The sequence below is a fragment of the Pseudomonas sp. FG86 genome (genome assembly GCF_057808775.1).
This window is the reverse complement of sequence record NZ_JBMDIS010000210.1, coordinates 1-405: the sequence shown is the minus strand read 5'-3', so window position 1 is coordinate 405 and position 405 is coordinate 1. Positions and strand designations below refer to the sequence as shown.

At 52.1% G+C, this 405-nt stretch carries 2 pseudogenes; both read left to right on the top strand.

Features of this window, described 5'->3' with window-relative positions:
- Nucleotides 1–183, top strand: a pseudogene (locus ACODSV_RS36360) (phospholipase D-like domain-containing protein); the annotation flags it as partial.
- A pseudogene (locus tag ACODSV_RS36355) lies at nt 183–405 on the top strand (SEL1-like repeat protein); the annotation flags it as partial. The pseudogenes ACODSV_RS36360 and ACODSV_RS36355, both read left to right, overlap by 1 nt.

Below are 405 nucleotides of genomic sequence, written 5' to 3'. Positions count from 1 at the left end.
AGGCGGCGGTTGTGGGGTATGCATACGGATAACAAGGGGGCGCAGGATGAGCCGGAAGAGGCGTTCATCGCTTGGCAGGACATCATCAATAGAAACAAAGCTCTCCAGTCTGAAAACTTGGTGCCTTGGGCGCCCCTTGTCGGATTTTATTACGGCGAATCCACCCTGAAGGACCTTGATTGATGCGCCGAATCCTTCTGCTATCAAGCCTGCTGCTGTCCGCTTGTAATAACGGAGGCGGCCTTATTCACTTGAACCAGGACATTCCAATGAATCCGATTACCGCAGCGAAGCAAAACCTGACTTTCACCTGTATGCATGAAACCATTCCCGAGCCGTCGGCCGAAGCGGATGTGCTATTCCAGTACGCCCGTTGGTTGCAGAAAAATAACCAGCTCAAACAAG